Consider the following 15,667-nt stretch of genomic DNA (forward strand, 5'->3'; position numbering starts at 1 on the left):
AAGTTTCTGATGAAAAAGAAGTTATTGGGCGGGGTTTATTCGGCCTCTACGATCCAAAACCAGCAAGGGCGATTCAATATTGGATACGGTCAGAATGGAAAATACCGATGAATCACTGGGACTCTATCTCGTCTAGGGCCTGTGACAAGACAAGATGGTCTGAATTCAAATCAACCGCCTCAATTTTTTGGAAACGCTGGGCTATTTTACGGGCCGATGTGGTGACTTCGCCAACGTCATGATGGGCAAGATCAATGTGTTTGGACAGTTTATCCATGCGTTTTTCGAAGCGCTGAAAATCATCAGCCAGGGCATGCAGGTGTTTTTGAATAATATGAACCTGAGTCCGTGTGGCATCATCTTTCAACACGGCGCGCGCCGTGGTTAACACGGCCATTAAGGTACTCGGGGATACCAGCCAGACTTTCAGACGCTGCGAGAGGGCAATGACCTCAGGATAATTGGCGTGGATTTCAGCAAAAATGGCTTCAGCCGGGATGAACATCACTGCACTGTCGGTGGTTTCGCCGGGAATAATGTATTTCTCGGCAATATCCTTAATGTGTTTTTGCAAATCCTGGCGAAACTGTTGCTGTAACGGCTTGCGTTCTGTCGAAGATAACGCGTTATTCATCAGTTTTTGATAGGTTTCGAGCGGAAATTTCGCATCAATGACGAGGTGGCCTGTCGGTTCTGGCAAAAATAAAATGCAATCGGCCCGCTTTTGATTAGACAAGGTGTGCTGCATGCGGTAATGGTTGGCAGGGATCATATTGGCTATCAAGGTGGCTAATTGCACTTCGCCAAACGCGCCGCGTGCCCGCTTATCCACCAGAACATCCTGCAAACTAACAACATGGGAAGACAATTCAGTGATTTTTTTCTGTGCTTCGTCGATGATGGTCAGACGCCGAACAACATCAGTAAACGTGGTTGAGGTTTTTTCAAAGCCTTCTGTCAGTTTATGGTGAACCTGTTGGGTTAAGCTATGCAGGTGATTGCGTATTTCTTCAGTCAGTGTTTGCAGATGCGAGGTCAGAGAACCGGCATGCTGTTTAAAGCTGTGACCTATCTGCTCGCGCACGTCTGTCATGTGGCGTTGTACTGTTTCACTGATGAGGCGCTGGCTGTTTAATTGGCCTTGTGTTATTCGTTCAGCGAGAGGGGTCTGGCTGGCGTGTAATTGTTCATTAAGGGACAGATGCAGCTTGTGCAAGGCATCAATCATCAGTTGCTGGTTTTTTTCCAGAGTGTATTGATGCTGGTGCCTGAGCCCGGCTATTTTTTTAAACAGCCAGAGGATTAAAAGAAAGTGCAGGGCTGCGGCAATGGCCACACCCTGCAGAACAGTGAACTGTTGGAAAAAACTCATTCCTGTCCTATTTGTTGAAGCGGGATTAACTGGCTGTATTCATACACGGCTTTTAATTGCCCATAATCGGTCAATTGCAGGGCACCTAAGAAATAGGGCGCCTTGTATTGAGTACTCTCCTCAGGATTAAAGCTAAAATTTAATTCATTAAGGCCTGTGGCAAACCAGGCGGCGGATTGCACTGTGTCTACAGGAACGACCTTGCCCTGATCATCCGTGGCGAACAAAACCGCCTGTAGCGCATAGCGGCTGCCGGTCGCGACTTCGACCTGAGCTGTAAAGTTAAACGGTTCAGCCGGATTGTTTCGTTTGATGCTTCTGACTGCCGCGGAAGGAATGGTATAGGAAAAGGCGGTGTGTGCCTGACGCTTGACATTGCGGCCGCCCACATCGGTGTCCACTTGCGCTTCGATGTACCAGTTTTCGCCATGGAATCCTTTTTCAGAGCGCAGCATCACTTTGGCCTGATAAACGTCCCAGGATACTTTTTCCAGCGACAGGGCCCGCTGATTGCCATCGGGAGTGACCAGATTGGCGGTAATAACATCAATGGGGTAACCGACGGCATCATCCCGCAGACTGAAAGTGGCAACCAACTCATCGCCATAGTGATAGCGGGCTTTATCCGTGGAGACCGTCAGGTAAGCGTTTGAGCCCTGATCAAAGACGTGAATGATGTAGGCGTCCTGTTCATGCCCTTTGACAAGGTCGCTGGTCAGAATGAATCGACCGGAACCGAGTTCGGGTTTTAATTGCATGGCCATGATGCTTTCACCGGCAAAGGCGGAATCATTCAGGCCGTCGTCTTTGGCGAACAAGGCCGAAGCGTCTTTCAGGCCGAACACCTGATGAGTGGGCGTCTCTAAATTAAAATTCAGGTTAAGCCGGGCATCAGGTGCGGCGGGACTGACGCGAATGATTGCTCCCGGGGCCAGTGTTTGCAGCGCTACACCGCGACTCAATTGATGCAGGGTGGTTTTGATGCTGTATTTATTACTCTTCTGGGCATGCATGGTTTCATGGCCCAGGGGTAAGTGACGGGTTGGCCAATCGCTGCTTAAGACATCATGAGACAGCGACTCACACTGAGCGCACTCATAGGGATGCACGGCTTCCTGGGGTAACGTGAATGCCAGGCTTTGTCCTGCCCATAAGGCAGACATCATCAATAAAGAGGTTGCTCTCACTTTCTAACTCCTTGTGACAAGAGATCATCGCGTAATACATGCTCAAGACCAAAGCAGGAATGGCGACTTTGATTATGGCTTAAGGGGATGCTGTCCTGGGTTTTATTGATGTCAACAAACCAGAGGTCGCCGGCCAGTTTTTGAGACACGCAGTTTAAAAAACCATCTGAACATTTATCCAGATAAATTTTGGTGATTTTTAATCCCGCATTAAGGAAATAGCCATTACAATAACTGGCAGAAGAGAAGGGTGAGGCCGTCACGTCCGTACCAATCACGGTTCGGAACGAAACAGGCAGAGACAACCGTCCCGGCGTACCCAGCAACAATTCATCATTGAAGAGCGCCATATCCCCCACCCGTTGTTGCCGGACGGAATCATTACGATAGCCGAGCAGCCACCCCAGCGAGGATTCAAAAATATTGCCATCCATCACCTCATCGGCCAAGGGTGTACCGCCACTGGAGGGCGCAATGGCAATGACGTCTGAAATGCGGCGGCTTAGTTTGTAATACCGTTTATCATAGGTGGGATTGGACAGTATCCAGCGCAATACGTTAGCGCCGTTGGAGTGGGTATAGACTGTCAGTTTGCTGATTTTTTTGGTTTTAATGAAAGCCAGGAGCTGATCAGCTGTACATCCAGCGGCATCCTCGTGCCACATGTACTGGCTGTAATCGCAGGCCACAACCCAGTAATTGTCAGGATTCGGTAATGATCCGGCCATGTAGGCGATGAAGTCCTTTTTCCAATAACCGCCATCGGCATCGGTGCGATGATCATTGGTTCCATGAACAAAAGCAATACCCGGATTATCAGAAGACGAGGCGGAAAAGACGACACTTGAAAAAGCAAAGAACAACAAACAGAAAAAAAATCGTAGTAAGTCCATTTCTTAAAAGCCCTGTTTAAAAGCCAAGCGGTATCTATACCATATTCAGGAGTTTGACGGCAAGAAAAAAAGTCGCATGAACCCTTGCGTAATGTGCGTATTTTTCCGTTAGGATTAAGGTCTTTAATCCTAGGCGCTTGACTGTGCCTTACTAATAATTATGCTAGACTTTGGTTTTTATTTTCGATGAATTGATCCAATGACAGAGACGCTAAAAACTCAGGACGAGATTGTTCAAACCCTTGATGCGCTTCGTGAGAAAATCAGACAGTATGATTATCACTATTATGTGCTTGATAATCCATTGGTCCCGGACAGTGAATACGACCGTTGTTTTAAAAATTTACAGCAGTTGGAGAAAGAATATCCTCAACTGGTTACACCGGATTCACCCACGCAGCGGGTAGGCGGTCATGCCGCTGTTGCTTTTGAACCGGTTGCTCATCGCGTGCCGATGTTATCCTTAGGCAACGTGTTTACGGATGAGGAGTTGCATGCTTTTTTCAAACGGGTCGCCGACCGCCTCGCCTGTGATCCGGCGAGCCTTATCTTTACTGGGGAGTTGAAGCTCGATGGCCTGGCGGTCAACCTGACTTACGAGAACGGCCTGCTGGTGTCTGCCGCAACCCGTGGTGATGGCGCGGTGGGTGAAAACATCACCAATAACATTAAAACCATTGCGGCGGTGCCTTTGAAATTGCATAGCGCCAATCCGCCTGCGCTCGTGGAAATACGCGGGGAAGTCTTCATGCCGAAAGCCGGCTTTGAAGCGATGAACGAAAAAGCGAAACAGTTGGGAGAAAAAACCTTTGCCAATCCGCGTAATGCTGCCGCTGGCAGCCTGCGTCAGCTTAACGCGGCCATTACCGCAAGCCGTCCGCTGGACATTTATTGCTATGGCATCGGCGAATGCGAGGGCGCGTCATTACCCGACACGCATTTCGAGCAATTGCAATGGCTTAAAACCATGGGTTTTCGTGTGTCAGCCGAGAGTCAACGGCTCAAGGGTATTGAGGGTTGTCTGGATTATTACCATGCCATGGCGAAGCGCCGTGATTCATTACCATATGAGATCGATGGCGTGGTGTATAAACTGGATAGTATTCCCTTGCAGAAAAAACTGGGCTTTGTGGCGCGTGCCCCACGCTTTGCCTGCGCCCACAAATACCCCGCGCAGGAAGAAATGACCCAAATCATTGCGGTTGATTTTCAGGTTGGGCGAACCGGGGCCCTGACCCCGGTGGCTCGCCTGAAGCCTGTGATGGTTTCAGGGGTGACGGTCAGCAATGCCACCCTGCACAACATGGACGAAATCACGCGTAAGGATATTCATCTTGGCGATACGGTCATCATCCGTCGCGCCGGTGACGTGATTCCGGAGGTGGTCTCGGTGGTTATGGAAAAGCGTCCTCAGGATATCAAACCCATTGAATTGCCGCCTCATTGCCCGGTTTGCGGAGCGGATGTGGTCCGGGAGGAGGGGGAGGCTGTTGCCCGTTGCACGGGTGGTTTGTTTTGCGCCGCGCAGCTAAAACGCATGATCTGGCATTTCGCATCACGGCGTGCCATGGGCATTGATGGGCTTGGCCGCGTCATCATTGATCAATTGGTGGAAGAAAAATTGATTCATGATGTGGGCGATCTTTACAGCCTTGATGTCATGCAGGTTGCGGCCTTGCCGCGCATGGGGCTTAAATCAGCAGAAAATTTATTACAATCATTGGAGAAGAGTAAAACCACCACGTTTCGTCGTTTCCTTTATGCCTTAGGGATTCGTGAAATTGGTGAAGTCAGTGCCCAGGTTTTAGCCGATGAATTTCAGACGATTGACAACCTCAAAGCCGCGACAATGGATCAATTGCTCGCGCTTAAAGACATTGGTCCTGTTGTCGCCCACCATGTTGTGCAGTTTTTTGCCCAGGAGCATAATGTCCTGGTTATTAACAAACTGTTGACGGCAGGCATCCACTGGCCAATTGCCAGCCCCAAAACGGTGGACAGTACGCACCCCTTCTTTGGTAAAACCATGGTCTTAACCGGCACGTTAAGCAGCATGGGCCGCGAAGACGCCAAAGCCAGGCTTCAGTCTTTGGGCGCCAAAGTGGCAGGCAGCGTGTCGGCGAAAACGGATTATGTCATTGCCGGGGCTGAGGCGGGGTCCAAACTCGATAAAGCCATGGATCTTGGGGTAACTGTCTTGAATGAGCAGGAATTTCTTAACCTGCTGTCTTGACTAACGCAGCAGGTGCTCCCATCATAGTAACCGGACCATGGTCATTTTAGGGAAAGGATTCAATCACTTGGACATACGATACAAAAGCCGGCGCCTTCTTTTGTCATGTATCTTCCTGTTGTTGACGCCGCCTGTCTGGTGTCTTGTCTTGAATGACCCTTATCCGGAAAGTGAGTCCCAGGAAAAAATTTATTATTCTTCGTTTGAAGAGCAGCCTAAAACCCTTGATCCCGCGCGTTCCTATTCCAGTAATGAATACCAGTTTATCGGGCAGATTTATGAGCCGCCGCTTAAATACGACTACCTGAAACGCCCTTATGAATTAATCCCGCGAAGCGCGGCCTCCATGCCGATAGTCCGCTACCTCGATAAAAACCATAACCCATTACCGCCGAGTGAGGCCGCGGATGCGGCTTACAGCGTGTACACCATTGAGATCAAGCACGGTATTTTCTATCAACCGCATCCGGCTCTGGCCAAAGATAAAAACGGTCAGTATATGTACCTTGAGTTGCCCGCTGATTTTCTTGACGACAACGACATCAGCAAGCTGTCGGATTTCCCTGAAACTGGAACGCGGGAATTGGTGGCCGATGATTATATTTATGAAATCAAACGGCTGGCATCGCCTGCAGTGAGTTCATCCATTTACGGATTGATGAGTGAGCACATTGTCGGGTTTAAAGCGTTTGCCGCCTCATTGCCTCCGGTTAAGCGTGGGGTTTTTCTTGATTTGCGGAACTACCCGCTGGAAGGCGTCAAAAAAATCGATGATTACACTTTCGAAATAACTTTAAAGGGGCAATACCCGCAATTTTTATTCTGGTTGGCCATGCCCTTTTTTTCGCCTATCCCCTGGGAGGCGGATCAATTTTACAGTCAAGCCAATATGGATGATAAAAACCTTACTTTTGATTGGTATCCCATCGGTACGGGGCCATTCATGCTGGTCGAAAATAATCCCAATCGGCAAATGGTGCTGCAGAAAAACCCGAACTATGCGCAGGAAATATTTAACAGCGAGGGAACCGATGATGATAAAAAAGCGGGGTATTTGGCCCATGCAGGTCAACCCCTGCCGCTGATCGACAAGGCCATTTATACTCTTGAAAAAGAAACCATCCCGCGTTGGAACAAATTTTTGCAAGGCTATTATGATTTATCCGGTATTTCTGCAGATAGTTTTGATCAGGCCATTCAGATAGGTGACACCGGCGAGCCGTCGCTGACTGACAGCATGAAAGCCAAACAGATTCGGCTTACCCAGACCATCGATCCTACCATTTATTACCTGGGTTTTAACATGCGTGATCCGGTGGTTGGCGGGTCAAGCGAACGGGCGCGGAAATTGCGGCTGGCGATTTCCATCGCGGTTAATTTTGATGAGAATATCGCCATTTTTTTTAATGGTCGCGGTCAGGCCGCGCAAGGCCCCATCCCCCCGGGTATTTTTGGCTACCGTCAGGGCAAGGAAGGCATTAACCCCTATGTGTACACCTGGGACGGAAAATCACCGCAACGCCGCACCCTTGAAGAAGCCCGGGCACTGATGCGTCAGGCTGGTTATCCCGACGGGATTAATCCTGAAACCGGGCGGCATTTAATTTTGCATTACGACGTGCCAGTCGCTGGCGGGCCTGATGATAAGGCTGTACTTGACTGGATGATTAAACAATTCGCTAAAATCGGCATTGATTTAAACATTCGCGGGACCCAATACAATCGGTTTCAGGAAAAAATGCGTGATGGCAATGCCCAGATTTTTAGTTGGGGGTGGAATGCCGATTATCCGGACCCTGAAAATTTTTTATTTATGCTGTATGGCCGTAACGGCAAAGTAAAATACGGGGGGGAAAACGCGTCAAACTATGAAGATAAAGAATATGATCGTTTGTTTGACGAGATGAAAAACCGCCCCAGTGATGAGGAGCGCATGAAAATCATCGATCGCATGGTGAACATTGTCCGGCATGACGCGCCCTGGGCTTTTGGCATTAACAGTGAGACCATGACCCTGTCGCATCAGTGGATATCCCCCACCAAGCCTGGTGCATTCAATGTGGATTTGTTGAAGTATCTGGCTGTGAATGTTGCTGAACGCAACAACTATCGACGGGAGTGGAATCAGCCTGTGTTCTGGCCCTTGGGCGTATTCCTGGTCTTTTTTGTGTTGGTCTTTTTGCCCCTGCTCTTCGCTTATCAGAAAAAAGAGCAGCAAATGGCGAGGAGAATGCAGGCATGATTGCTTACTTATTCAGGCGTCTTGTCTATACAATCCCCATTTTACTTGGAATTAACCTTATTACCTTCGCCCTGTTTTTTATGGTCAATTCACCGGACGACATGGCGCGCATGCACCTCGGCCAGAAACACATCAAGCAGGAAGCCATCCAGCAATGGAAAGTCCAGCATGGTTATGATTTGCCCCTTTTTTATAATGATCAGAAACAGGGCTTTAGCCAGTTTACGGATACTTTGTTTTTTGAAAAATCCTTGCGTCTTTTTTCCTTTGATTTTGGCGTTTCCGATGAGGGCAGGGATATCAGTTACGATATTTCCCACCGCATGTGGCCAAGCCTTGCCATTGCCTTGCCGGTGTTGTTAATCGGGATGCTGGTCGACATTGTTTTTGCCATGGCCATGGCATTTTTCCGCTCCACCTACCTTGACATCAGCGGCGTGGTGCTTTGTATTATTCTCATGTCCATTTCCAGTCTTTTTTATATCATCGGCGGCCAATATCTTTTTGGCAAACTGTTAAAATGGGTGCCTATCTCAGGTTATGATGGCGGTGTTGAAAGCATTAAATTCATTGCCTTGCCTGTGATTGTGGCTGTCATTGGAGGGCTTGGCGCCGGTGCGCGGTGGTATCGCACCCTGTTTTTGGAAGAAATGAATCGCGACTATGTTAAAACCGCACGGGCAAAAGGCCTGTCGGAAATCAGAGTGTTGTTCCGCCATGTGTTAAAAAACGCCATGCTGCCGATTCTTACCGGGGTAGTGGTTATTATTCCTTCTCTGTTTATGGGAAGCCTTGTTCTTGAATCGTTTTTTGGCGTGCCGGGATTGGGCAGTTATATCATTGACGCAATCCAGCAGCAGGATTTTGCCATTGTCAGGGCCATGGTATTTTTAGGATCGATTTTATACATCATTGGTCTTATTCTGACGGATATGTCCTACACCCTGGTTGATCCACGTGTGAGGTTGGGTTGATGATAACATTATTATGGACTGATCAATGTTTTCTTGGCGTGCTGATAATTGGGGCACTGCTTACCTTATACAGCTTGCGCCGGGAGCACAACCGCCGTGCCTTTAAACAATTATTCAGGAAACCTTTATCTGTCAGTGCGGGTATTGTTTTAAGCTTTTTTTTAGTGATAGGCATACTCGATTCAATCCACCTGCGGGATAACGCCGGTCAGGGTTTGAGTGAAAACGGTAAAGCCAGTACGCTTTTGGAACGGATATTGGCCCCCCTTGGGCAAACCTATGAAAAAACCTATTCCGCACCGCTCGCCTTAAATTTATACAGCACGGAAACGGTGCTGGTTGATGGTAAAGCCCAACAGATTTACCCACGCTTGCAATACCCTGCATCAACCATTCATAACCAGAAAGAAAAAGAGCGATTCTTAAGTACGGTGCTGCTTAAAGCTGTAGGCACGGCCATGCTTGCCACAGTTTTGGTCTGGCTTGTTTTTATCGCGGGGCTTAGGTTCAAACGGCCCTGGCTGCCTCAACGGCGCCATGCTTTACCCCTGCTGGTTTTGTTTTTATGCCTTTTGGTGACTTTTGCCTGCTACTGGATTTCGCGGCATCTGCACTTGTTTGGTACGGGCAAAATTGGACAGGATATTTTTTATTACACCATTAAAAGCATACGTACCGGCTTGGTCATTGGCATACTCACCACCTTGTTCATGTTGCCCCTGGCCCTGTTGTTAGGCATTGCTGCCGGTTATTTTGGCGGGATTATCGATGATGTGATTCAGTACATCTACACAACTCTAAGCTCCATCCCCGGCGTATTGCTGATTACCGCCTCCGTGCTGTCGATGCAAACCTACATTGCTAATCATCCCGAACGGTTTGCGACGCTGCATGAAAGTGCCGATGCCCGTTTATTTGCGCTGTGTCTTATCCTTGGGGTGACCAGTTGGACCAGCCTTTGCCGCTTGTTACGGGCCGAAGCCCTGAAATTGCGGGAAATAGATTATGTGATGGCCGCCCGGGCGTTGGGGAGCAGTTCTTTCCGTATACTTCAGAAGCACCTGCTGCCCAATGTCATGCACATCGTGGTGATTACGCTGGTGCTCGATTTCAGTTTTCTGGTGCTGGCAGAAGCCGTCTTGTCTTATGTTGGCGTCGGCGTGTCGCCGATGACGATTAGCTGGGGAAATATGATTAATGGTGCACGCCTTGAGTTGGCCCGTGAACCGGTGGTGTGGTGGCCGATGCTCGCTGCCTTTGTTTTCATGTTCACTCTGGTATTGTCAAGTAATCTGTTTGCCGATGCGGTGAGGGATGCATTTGACCCGCATCAGGCTCACCTTTGATAGGTGTATGTACCAAAAAGCGGAACAGGGTATAATCGCTGGTTTGATTGTCTTAAAGGTGCATGATGCTGCGTTTTTTTAAACCAAAGCCTGAAACGGCCATGGCCCTGCTCAATTTGGGTGCGCAAAGTCTGATTCTGGGTTATGTAGCCAGTCGTTCAACCGGCCAGTCTAAAGCACCGGGGCGCGATAACGCCCCTGCTCAAGAAGAGAATCTTTCTCGACCCCGCTAAGCCTCATCCGGCATGGGCTTGTTATGGCTTTCCGGAGGTGGGGGGCGTCAGCGGTGCATCGACTGTTTCTTCTGCAGCCATGATGGCTTTGGGTTCTTTCTTCCTGTCCGGTGCGAAAAAGGGACCCTGTTGACTGACAGGGCCTGTATTCTGGCGCGGGAAGAGGTGAGTATTCATGACCTCCGCTATGCCATTAATTACACCAAAGGCGACGACGTTATATAAGCCCCCCAATCCGGCACCCCGAACCAATCGTTTGACGCCGCCTTGCTGCCACAAACTGATGAACATGTCCGTTAGAGGCGGTGTTTTCAATGTGCCTTTGTTGATCTGGCGAATTTTTTCCTGATAGACATTGTCTAAAACACTGGCAAATGGCGAAATGGCAAATCCAGAAATCAGGGAGGTCGCTGCAGTATGGGCGAATACATGGTCGTTTTTGGGAATAAAAGGATCAATGAATTCGCTGAGTGTCGTTGTAGCCGCGATGCAGGCTAAGGTAGTTGTAAAATTGCGTCCTCCCCGCGTTAGCATGCCTTCTTTGGCAAATTTCATCTTTTGACGCAACGAAAGCTCAATCTTGTCGCCCAGGGCATCAAGTATGCGTTTATTGGCATAATATTGGGTCAGAATCGTGTCAATTCCGCCCACGATGATGGTAGTGGCCAACATCTCGCCGTATTTTTTAAAGGCTGTGTTCTCATGTTCACCCATCATGTCCCCGACATGCTCATTCACTTTTTCCTTGTTGGCAATCACCATGTTTTTAAGCGCTGCCTGTTTTTGTGTCGTTAAGTAGCCTGTAAATAATTTCGTAAAAAACTGGTGGTTAGCCATCATGGGTGCATAGCCTTGTGAGCGAAAACGGGTCATTAGCACATCCATGGGGTGTAGAATGGTGGCGACGGCAACACTGGTGCCAAAAACCCGGATCACCCCTTCGACATACGGATTACGCAACAGTTCCTGTGGCGTGGCTGGCAAGAGTCTGAACGGGGATTTTTCCTTGGTGCCGCTGTCTTTTTTAATCTGGCTACTCACATCATTTGGATTAGCACTCATAATAAGCCCTCTGGTTATGGCAATCCGTTGGCCTATTGATGTTGATTTTTTATTTCCGATAAACACCATGGTAGTGCTGAAGTCTTAATTTATCCTTAAGCAAAGCATTAAAATTATGTAAATATAGAGGTGTTTCCTAACAAAAATTGTTAAAAAAGTGCTTTTTTATGGCATTGTCATGCCTGGGGCAGGATGTGATAGAATGGCCTGCTAACATGATATGAGGCTTTTCAATGAATAAATGGTTTACGGCTATACTGGTGGTGATGTTGTCGTTTGGAGTGGCTGTCAATGATGCTGCGGCTAAACGCTTTGGCGGACGCTTTATGGGCATGGGGCGGTCTAAAACATCGTTTTCTTCCCTGTTTACTAAAAAAAGCACGCAGGATTTGAAGAGCAAAGCAATAGTCAATAAACAGCGCGGTTTTTTACGTGGATTGCTTATTGGCGGTCTATTAGCCAGCCTGTTCATGGGGCATGGTTTACCCATCGCGCTGCTGTCCTGGATGATGATTGCAGGCCTGATTCTTTTTATGATGAATCTCTATCGCAAACGGCAAATGAATCGTCTCTAATGATTAGAGGCGATTTCGAAGTGACGCCCAAGAGACGAAGACTTGCTCTACCTGCATGAGTTCGGTAGAGTTCCCTGATTCCGTTTAAAAAGAAAAACAAGCATGCAATCGCGATTCGTTCATCTGCGCGTCCATACTGAATTTTCCATGATCGATGGCCTGGTCCGTATCAAACCGTTAATGAAAGCTGTGGTTGAGCGCGGTATGAACGCCGTGGCGGTTACTGATTACTGCAATTTGTTTGCGGCGGTAAAAGTGTTTACCACGGCCATCAGTCAGGGAGTAAAACCTATCATTGGCAGCGACTTGCCTTGTCATGATCCGGAAAATCCCGAGCAATTATTCTCCCTGGTTCTCCTTTGTCAGAATGAAACGGGTTACCGCAACCTAACCTGTCTAGTGTCCAAGGCTTATCAGGAGGGGCAGTATCAGGGGCAACCGCGTGTGCAGATTAACTGGTTAAACGAGTATGCCGATGGATTGATAGCCCTGTCTGGTGGTCGCGCCGGCGCCATAGGGAAAGCCCTGTTGCTTGGCGATGACGAGACAGCGGTTTCACTGGCCAGAGACTACGCACAATGGTTTCCCAACCGGTTTTATCTTGAAATCCAGCGAACGGGCCGGCCGGATGAAGCTTTGTACAATGAACGTTTAGTCAAATTGGCTGAACAATTTAATTTGCCATTGGTTGCCACGAATGATGTCCGTTTTTTAAACCAGGATGATTTTGAAGCCCATGAAGCCCGGGTGTGTATTCATGATGGGTTTACTTTAGCGGATCCCAGACGCCGTCAGGAATACCATGCGGACCAATACCTGCGTTCAGCAGATGAAATGGCAGCGCTTTTTAAAGACCTGCCGCAAGCTGTCGAAAACACGGTGCTTATTAGCCAACGCTGCACGGTCAAACTGGAGCTTGGGCATAATTACCTGCCTTCTTTTCCAATTCCAACCGGTATGACCATTGAAGATTACCTGTCGCAATTGTCGCGCCAGGGATTGGAAGAGCGTTTATTGCAAATTTTCAGGGATGAACCCCCGGAAGTCGTGTCCGCCTCGCGCCCGCCTTATGATAAACGCCTTGAAGTGGAATTGGACGTGATTAACCGCATGGGTTTCCCCGGTTATTTTCTCATTGTGGCTGACTTTATTCAGTGGGCCAAGCAAAACGGGGTACCGGTGGGCCCCGGTCGCGGCTCCGGAGCGGGGTCTCTCGTTGCTTATGCGTTGAAAATTACCGATTTGGATCCCTTGCTGTATGAGTTGTTGTTTGAGCGTTTTTTAAATCCCGAACGTGTATCCATGCCTGATTTTGATATTGATTTCTGCATGGAAGGCCGTGATCGGGTCATTGAATACGTCGCTCAGAAATACGGCCGACAAAGTGTTTCACAGATTATTACGTTTGGAACCATGGCCGCCAAAGCCGTGGTCAGGGATGTGGGCCGGGTATTGGGACATCCCTATGGTTTTGTCGATAAAATCGCCAAATTGATTCCGTTTGAAATCGGCATCACCCTGAGTAAAGCACTTGAAGACGAGGAAGAGCTTCGCCGCCGTTACGAGGATGAGGAAGATGTCAGGGAACTGATTGATTTGGCTTTAAAACTGGAAGGCATTACCCGCAATGCAGGTAAACACGCCGGTGGGGTGGTTATCGCGCCCTCGCAGCTGACAGATTTTACTGCGATCTATTGTGAACAAGGTTCGAGCCAAATTGTCAGTCAGTTTGATAAGGATGACGTGGAAGCTGTGGGTTTGGTCAAGTTTGACTTTCTTGGCCTTCGTACCCTGACCATCATTGATTGGGCTCTGGAGACAGTCAATAGCCAATATCAGCGTGAGAGTAAAACCCCGGTTGATATTGCCCTAATCCCCACAGATGATGCTAAAACTTTTGATTTACTGAAGGCCTGCCAGACAACCGCCGTATTCCAGCTGGAATCCCGCGGCATGAAAGAGTTGATTCATCGGCTGCAACCGGATTGTTTTGAAGACATCATCGCGTTGGTGGCGTTATTTCGCCCGGGTCCCTTGCAATCGGGAATGGTGGATGACTTTATCGATCGTAAGCATGGCCGTGCCAAAGTCGAATACCCGCACCCCGATCTGGAAGCCATCCTGAAACCCACTTATGGGGTCATTCTCTATCAGGAACAGGTCATGCAGATTGCTCAGGTATTAGCCAATTATACACTGGGCGGCGCCGATCTCCTGCGTCGGGCCATGGGGAAGAAAAAGCCGGAAGAAATGGCCAAGCAGCGCGCCATTTTCATTGAGGGTGCAACAGGACGCGGGGTTCCAGAAGACACAGCCGCCCATATTTTTGACTTAATGGAAAAATTTGCCGGCTACGGGTTTAACAAATCCCACTCGGCAGCCTATGCATTGGTCGCTTATCAAACGGCCTGGCTGAAAGCGCATTATCCCGCCGCGTTTATGGCCGCTGTCATGTCTTCAGACATGGACAACACCGACAAGGTGGTTACTTTTATCGATGAATGCGCCGAGATGCATCTTAAGGTATTGCCGCCCTCAATTAACCGATCCAGTTATCCCTTTACCGTGACCGATGATCAATGCATTCTTTTTGGTCTGGGGGCGATCAAAGGGGTAGGGGAATCGGCCATCACGGTCATCGTCGAAGAACGAAAGCAGGGTGGTCCTTATACCGGTTTGTTTAATTTCTGCCAACGCCTCGATTTGCGCAAAGTTAACCGGCGGGTGCTCGAAGCCCTGATTAAAAGCGGTGCACTCGATGATTTTGGGGTGGAACGCGCTGTGCTGTTTGCCTCACTTGAAAAAGCCCTGAAAATCGCAGAAAAGAAACAGCATAATTTAAACAGCGGGCAAACCGATTTATTTTCGTTGCTGGATAATGATGATGTGGAAGAGGATTACGTCCAGTTCAATCCCTGGCCGGAACTGACCCGGCTTGAAGGGGAAAAGGAAACCCTGGGCTTTTATCTGACCGGCCACCCGGTGGATCAATATGCCCGTGAGTTTAAAGGCGTGGTCACGCCCATCGTGCAGTTAAACCCGTCCACCAGTAAAAAAGCCTGGATCAGCGGCTTGGTAACCGGTATTCGCCGGATTTTAACCAAACGTGGCAAAAAACTGACAATTCTTGCGTTGGAAGATGCCTTGAAAAAACTGGATGTTGTTGTCTTTTCTGAGGTGTATGAGGCATTGCCCAACGATGTGCAAACTGGACAGATTGTGGTGGTTGAGGGAGAAATCAGCCATGATGACTACAGCGGCGGGGTGAAAATGACCGCAAGCCAGGTTTTATCGATTGATGAGGCGCGCACCCGCTTTGCACGAAGCCTTATCCTGTCCATTACCCCGAAGGATAAGCCGCTTGTTCCCTCCCTGCAATCCCTGCTTAGGGCTCATCAGGGGCATTGCGCTGTTCAGATTCACTACCAAAATGATAAGGCAACAGCGACCTTAAGTCTGGCCCCGCAGTGGCAGGCAACGCCCCATGATGAGTTGTTGAAATCCTTAAGAGACCTATTAGGTGAAAACAGAGTATGGATGAATTATTGAC

The 15,667-nt window shown here is 48.8% G+C and carries 11 protein-coding genes; 7 read left to right on the top strand and 4 right to left on the bottom strand.

The window, feature by feature from the left end; translation table 11 throughout:
- Positions 1–112: 112 nt before the first annotated feature.
- Genes Lery_RS13385 through Lery_RS13395 form a run of 3 tightly spaced genes read right to left on the bottom strand, consistent with a single transcriptional unit; the run spans position 113 to position 3,452 of the window.
- A complete protein-coding gene (locus tag Lery_RS13385; RefSeq protein WP_058527729.1) occupies positions 113–1,372 on the bottom strand; it encodes a DNA recombination protein RmuC in 1,260 nt (419 codons plus the stop codon).
- Positions 1,369–2,559, bottom strand: coding sequence for a DUF4785 domain-containing protein (locus Lery_RS13390; protein WP_065230304.1), 1,191 nt, complete (start codon positions 2,557–2,559; stop codon positions 1,369–1,371). The genes Lery_RS13385 and Lery_RS13390 overlap by 4 nt, the downstream gene beginning before the upstream one ends.
- Positions 2,556–3,452 carry a hypothetical protein gene (locus tag Lery_RS13395; RefSeq protein ID WP_058527731.1) on the bottom strand — a complete coding sequence of 299 codons (897 nt, stop codon included), beginning with the start codon at positions 3,450–3,452 and terminating at the stop codon, positions 2,556–2,558. The genes Lery_RS13390 and Lery_RS13395 overlap by 4 nt, the downstream gene beginning before the upstream one ends.
- A gap of 199 nt (positions 3,453–3,651) precedes the next feature.
- Between Lery_RS13395 and ligA the strand changes: the two genes are divergently transcribed.
- The 5 genes from ligA (at position 3,652) to Lery_RS15380 (ending at position 10,480) form a co-directional block, all read left to right on the top strand.
- Positions 3,652–5,685, top strand: coding sequence for an NAD-dependent DNA ligase LigA (ligA, locus tag Lery_RS13400; RefSeq protein WP_058527732.1), 2,034 nt, complete (start codon positions 3,652–3,654; stop codon positions 5,683–5,685).
- 67 nt (positions 5,686–5,752) lie between these two features.
- Entirely contained in the window at positions 5,753–7,927 is a 2,175-nt protein-coding gene (locus Lery_RS13405; protein WP_420324170.1) for an ABC transporter substrate-binding protein, read from the top strand.
- Positions 7,924–8,901 carry an ABC transporter permease gene (locus tag Lery_RS13410; RefSeq protein ID WP_058527734.1) on the top strand — a complete coding sequence of 326 codons (978 nt, stop codon included), beginning with the start codon at positions 7,924–7,926 and terminating at the stop codon, positions 8,899–8,901. Before Lery_RS13405 ends, Lery_RS13410 begins: the two co-directional genes overlap by 4 nt.
- Positions 8,898–10,247 (top strand): ABC transporter permease, encoded by a 1,350-nt coding sequence (locus Lery_RS13415; protein WP_058527735.1) that lies wholly within the window; start codon positions 8,898–8,900, stop codon positions 10,245–10,247. Before Lery_RS13410 ends, Lery_RS13415 begins: the two co-directional genes overlap by 4 nt.
- Before the next feature lie 62 nt (positions 10,248–10,309).
- Positions 10,310–10,480: a hypothetical protein gene (locus tag Lery_RS15380; RefSeq protein WP_162262971.1), complete on the top strand. Its 171-nt coding sequence runs from the start codon at positions 10,310–10,312 to the stop codon at positions 10,478–10,480.
- Positions 10,481–10,501: 21 nt separating this feature from the next.
- On the opposite strand, the gene Lery_RS13420 is transcribed toward Lery_RS15380, so the two are convergent.
- On the bottom strand, positions 10,502–11,542 hold the full coding sequence (locus Lery_RS13420) for a hypothetical protein (RefSeq protein ID WP_131751085.1): 1,041 nt from the start codon (positions 11,540–11,542) through the stop codon (positions 10,502–10,504).
- Between the two features lie 233 nt (positions 11,543–11,775).
- Between Lery_RS13420 and Lery_RS13425 the strand changes: the two genes are divergently transcribed.
- Positions 11,776–12,117 carry a hypothetical protein gene (locus Lery_RS13425; protein ID WP_058527737.1) on the top strand — a complete coding sequence of 114 codons (342 nt, stop codon included), beginning with the start codon at positions 11,776–11,778 and terminating at the stop codon, positions 12,115–12,117.
- Between the two features lie 102 nt (positions 12,118–12,219).
- Positions 12,220–15,666 (top strand): DNA polymerase III subunit alpha, encoded by a 3,447-nt coding sequence (gene dnaE, locus Lery_RS13430; RefSeq protein WP_058527738.1) that lies wholly within the window; start codon positions 12,220–12,222, stop codon positions 15,664–15,666.
- The last annotated feature ends 1 nt before the right edge of the window (position 15,667 follow it).

Source organism: Legionella erythra (assembly GCF_001467615.1).
Taxonomy (GTDB): Bacteria; Pseudomonadota; Gammaproteobacteria; order Legionellales; family Legionellaceae; genus Legionella_C; species Legionella_C erythra.